The 4942-nt window shown below is 60.3% G+C and carries 4 protein-coding genes; 3 read left to right on the top strand and 1 reads right to left on the bottom strand.

The genetic code is table 11. From position 1 onward, the window contains the following. The 3 genes from WCA53_RS19035 to WCA53_RS19025 form a co-directional block, all read left to right on the top strand. Positions 1-407 (top strand): fimbrial protein (locus WCA53_RS19035; protein ID WP_423914074.1); only part of this gene is annotated, 407 nt, incomplete at its 5' end. 90 nt (positions 408-497) lie between these two features. Continuing rightward, the gene (locus tag WCA53_RS19030; RefSeq protein WP_423914071.1) at positions 498-1241 is read left to right on the top strand and encodes a fimbrial biogenesis chaperone; all 744 of its coding nucleotides are present in this window, start codon (positions 498-500) and stop codon (positions 1239-1241) included. Positions 1242-1424: 183 nt separating this feature from the next. After that, positions 1425-4097 (top strand): fimbria/pilus outer membrane usher protein, encoded by a 2673-nt coding sequence (locus tag WCA53_RS19025; RefSeq protein ID WP_423914069.1) that lies wholly within the window; start codon positions 1425-1427, stop codon positions 4095-4097. 61 nt (positions 4098-4158) lie between these two features. Here the strand turns inward: WCA53_RS19025 and WCA53_RS19020 are convergent. Further along, the coding region (locus tag WCA53_RS19020; protein ID WP_423914066.1) for a LysR substrate-binding domain-containing protein at positions 4159-4942 on the bottom strand (784 nt) is incomplete at its 5' end.

Here is a 4942-nt window from a genome sequence, read left to right as displayed (position 1 = left end):
CCGACAAGAACGTCACGCTGCCGACAGTCACGGGCAGCACCTTGGCTTCGAAAGGTGCAACAGCCGGTACGACCGCCGCAACGGACCTGACCTTCGCGCTGAGCGGTTGCTCGACGGAAACGAAGGCAGTTGCTCGCTTTGAAAACGGCCCGACGATCGACCAGACCACGGGTTACCTGACGAACCAGGCGCCCTCCGGTGCGCAGAACGTTCAAGTGCGCTTGCTCAATGCCAGCCACGCGCCGATCAACGTTGTCACGGGTGCCAATAATGACCTCGCAGGCAACGGCGTTGCAGTCGTGTCGGGCGCCGCCGACCTGAAGTACTTCGCTGAGTACTACGCAACGGGCAAGGCAACGGCCGGCCCGGTCAACACCTCGGTTCAGTACACCGTCGACTATCAGTAAGCCCTGACACCAGGCATCCGCGGGTGCGGATGCCTGCTTCTTCTCTACGTTCTCTACGTTTAGAGCCAGGTTTTTCACGGAGATACAGTCATGAAGTCTATTAATCGAATTGCATGTGGCCTGGGCCTGGTCGCGGCTCTGCTCGCCGGAAGCGCGGGCGCGAGTGTGACCGTGGGCGGAACACGCGTGGTGTATCCCCTTGAAAATCGTGAGGTGACGGTCAAGTTGACCAATGATCGGGCGGAACCGTCGCTCGTGCAGGTCTGGATGGACAAGGGCAACGCGGATGCGAAGCCGGGCGAAGCGAGCGCACCGTTCGTGATTACGCCGCCCATCTTCCGCATGGACAGCAAGAAGTCGCAAACGCTGCGCATGATGTACACCGGCGACGCTCTCCCGCAAGACAAGGAATCGGTGTTTTGGCTGAACGTACTGGACGTGCCGCCGAACACGGCCAAGAACACCGATGTGAACACGTTGCAGTTTGCGTTTCGTACCCGCATCAAGGTGTTCGCTCGTCCCAAGGGCTTGCCAGGAAGCCCTGATGAAGCTGCCGGGAAAGTGAGCTGGACGCTTGTGCCGGCCGTCGACAAGAAGGGTTTCGACGTCAAGGCGACAAATCCTACGGCGTACTACGTATCGTTCAGTGAAATCGATGTCGTGAGCGGCAGCCAGACCTTTAAGAACGATATCGGCGGGATGGTTGAGCCGCGTGGTACGGCGCAATTTCCGATCAAGAATCTGAACGCCATTCCCGCTAACGCCCACGTCAAGTACAACGCAATCAGCGACTTCGGCGGCGCCCTGCCGTTCGATCTGCCTCTGGCTCAGTAAGGCCCTGTAAGTCTCAGTAAGTCTCTCGCCCCGCACAGGGGCGACACCGAAGGCGTCGCGGGCCGCAGCTAGCCGGCGCCTTCCTCAAAACACTCCATCCCGCGGTTTTCCGAACGGTCTGCTCCGAACAGCCCGGTGGGTCAAGTCGCGTCTAAATCGACGGAAACCATCGCAGGCTGAATCATGAAACATGCGGCTCAACACGCTTCCCAGAGTCAAGACCAGAGCACGTTTCGACTGCGCCTCAAGCCCATCGCCGCGGTCGTTTTCGCAATGATGGCTTACGCCACGGCTTCCCAGGCCGTCGCTGAGGGAGCCGCATTGAAGCACGGCGACACCGGCGCCGTTGAGGAGGTCAGCTTCGACAATATGTATTTGCGCGCCGATGCAGGCACCGCGGTCGACACAAGTCGTTTCACGCGCGGCAATGCCGTGACGCCGGGAACGTATGCAGTGGATCTGCTGGTGAACGGCGTGCGTCTGGCTCGCGAAGACATTCGCTTTGATGCCACGGGCGGCAAACTCGGTTCAAAGCCTTGTTTCAGCCGTGCGCTCTTGCAGCGCGCAGGTGTCGATCTGGCCAAGGCCGACGCGGCCGCCGGACGCATCGCTGCCCCTGTTCCGGCTGCGCCCACCGCAGACACGTGCGACGAGATCGGCATCCTCGTGCCGGGTGCAACTGTCGACTTCGACTTCACCCAGCAAACGCTTGAACTGAGCGTGCCGCAGGCGTTCATGAAGAATTCAGCACGGGGCTATGTGCCGCCCGAACAGTGGGAGCAGGGCGTCAACGGCGGGTTTATCAGCTATAACGCCAACACGTATCACACGGCAGGATCGGGAGCCACTTCGACGCAAAGTTACCTCGGCCTGAACGCCGGCGTGAACATCGGCGCATGGCATTTTCGCCATCAAGGGTCGCTCACGTCAGCAACGGGACAGAAGACACAACTTGACAACATCGCCACCTATGCGCAGCGCGACGTGGAAAAGCTGGGTGCGCAACTCACCCTCGGCGACGCCAGTACCACTGGCGAGATCTTCGACAGCGTGTCGTTTCGCGGCGCGCAACTCGCGACCGATGACCGCATGCTGCCTGAATCGATGCGTGGTTTCGCACCGGTGGTACGCGGCGTCGCGGAAACTAACGCTCGCGTCACGATTCGCCAGAACGGCCAGGTGTTGCAGGAAACCAATGTCGCGCCCGGTCCATTCGAAATCAACGACCTCTATTCAACGGGCTACGGTGGCGATCTCGACGTAACGGTCACGGAAGCCGACGGACGCAGCAAGGAATTCACCGTGCCGTTTGCTTCGGTAGCGCAATCGCTGCGGCCCGGCGTGACGCGTTTTAGCGCAACGGCAGGACTGCTTCGAAATGATTCGCTCGATGACAAACCCGGCTTCGCCCAATTCACGATCCAGCGCGGCTTGACCAACACAGTCACCGGTTATGGGGGCGTGGTTGCGTCGAGCGGCTATGGCGCGATGAACGTGGGTAGCGCATTGAACACCAGTATCGGCGTATTTTCGATGGACGTGACGGGCTCCTGCACCAGCGTGCCGAGTGCGCAGTCGATGCAGGGCACGAGTTTGCGCGTGGGTTACAGCAAGTTCATCGGGGCGACGGATACCAATGTCTCGGTTGCGGCTTATCGATTTTCCACGGCCGGGTATTTGAATCTGAACGACGCTGCTTCCGTGCGGGACATTGCAGAGCACGGCGGCGATGTTGATTCGATTTATCGCCAACGCAATCGCATGCAGGTCTCGATCAATCAAAAACTCGGCAACCACGGCACGACGTTCGTCAGCGGATCGACGCAAAACTATTGGAATCGTGGCGGCGCCGACACGCTGTTTCAGGCGGGCTATACCAACTCGTTCAAGTACGGGACCTACAGCTTGACGGCTGGCCGTACGCGTTCCATGGACGGATCGATGTCAAACAATTTCCTGCTCAGCACGACAGTACCGCTTGGCCACACGGCGCATGCACCGATGCTGAGCACGAATGTGTCGCACAACTCCGACGACGCGACGAACATGCAGGCGAACGTAAGTGGTTCGCTGGGCGAAATGAACCAGTTCTCGTACAACGGCTACGGCACGTACAACGCCGGGGGCAGTTCGGCGAACGATGGCAATGCGGGTGCGAGCGCCACGTATCGCGCGCCTTACGCGACCTTGAATGCATCGGCGAGTGGCGGTGCGGGCACGCGCCAGGTATCGGCGGGCGTGCAAGGCTCCGTCGTGGCGCATCCGGGAGGCGTGACGTTCTCGCAGACCGTTGGTGACACGATCGGAATTGTCGAGGCGCCGGCTGCGGCAGGCGCGATGGTCACGAGTTCGCCGGGAACGAGGGTTGATGCACGCGGTTACGCGGTGATACCTTACCTGTCGCCGTACAGCATGAACGTGGTCGATATCGATCCGAAAGGCACGTCCACCGATGTCGAATTTAAATCGACGTCAGCGCAAGTGGCACCCCGCGCAGGCTCTATCGTGATGATGAAATACGAGACGGTGAGCGGCCGGGCTGCATTGATTCAGGCGCCGAAACCAGGCGGCGGAGCGTTGCCATTTGGAGCAAGCGTGGAAGACGAACAAGGTAAGACCGTGGGTGTAGTCGGTCAGGATAGCAGAATATTTGCGCGTGGTCTTGAAGATCAGGGGGCGCTGACGGTGAAGTGGGGTAGTGGGCCGGTCGAGCAGTGCCATATTAGTTACACGCTACCGAAGAAAGATCCGAAGGCTTATAACGCGGGGTATTTGTCGCTGCAGTCACATTGCGTGCCGGAGGGTGAAACCGTGGCGGGTGCGTCTGGCGACGTTAGCCATGCAACCGTTCGGTGATGCGGGAATGTTCGACGCCAGGCGGCAAGAGCGAGTCTCGGACGTTTAAATAATGCGTAGTTCAGACCTGCAAGCGATCCGGCCGGATCGCTTCACGGCGCAACCAGCCAGTGAACGCGGCCACCGTGTCAGCGTCGCGATAGGCTTCCGGGACATCCAGCCAGTATCCAAATGGCCCGCTGATGTCCACGTCGGACAATCGCACCAGGGCGCCATCAGCCAACTCGTGGTGGATCATGTTCAGGTCCACGACGGCAAGTCCCACGCCCCGTCGCGCCGCGTGGATCGCCTGCTGCAGGTTCGAGAACTCTATGCCGTTCTCTGCGTAGCGCGCGGGTAAACCTGCTTTCGCCAGCCAGTCCGGCCAGAGTGTCAGACGCACGTCCTCGTGCAGCACATGAAGCGCTGGCAATTGGTCGAGCAAGACCTCGATCGGCACTCCGGCGAAGTCTGCCGATCCCACCAGCGCGTGCCGCTCGATCATCAGCAACTCCGAGTAGCCGTGTACCGTTGCGTCGCGACCGAAGCGCACGCTGCAATGACACTCGACGCTTTCCTGGGTACGAATCGACAGATCGACGTCCGCTAGCTGTTCGGCCAACGCCGCGAGCCGCGAAGACAGCCACTGCGTGGCGAAAGTAGGTGGCAAAGAGACGATCAACCGCTTGCGCTCGACACTCCCGGTTAGCTGCTGGGTGCCACGCTCGATAACATCGAATGCCTCGGTTACCGACGGCATTAACCTGATCCCCGCGGGAGTCAGCCGAATCCCTTTGTGGTCGCGTTCGAAAAGCTTCACGCCGAGCGACTCTTCCAGTAGCCTGATTTGTCGACTGACTGCTCCC

Origin of the sequence: Caballeronia sp. (assembly GCF_049581465.1) — a bacterium.
Classification (GTDB): domain Bacteria; phylum Pseudomonadota; class Gammaproteobacteria; order Burkholderiales; family Burkholderiaceae; genus Caballeronia.
Note: the sequence above shows the minus strand (reverse complement) of the source record. Positions and strands in the feature narration are given on the sequence as shown.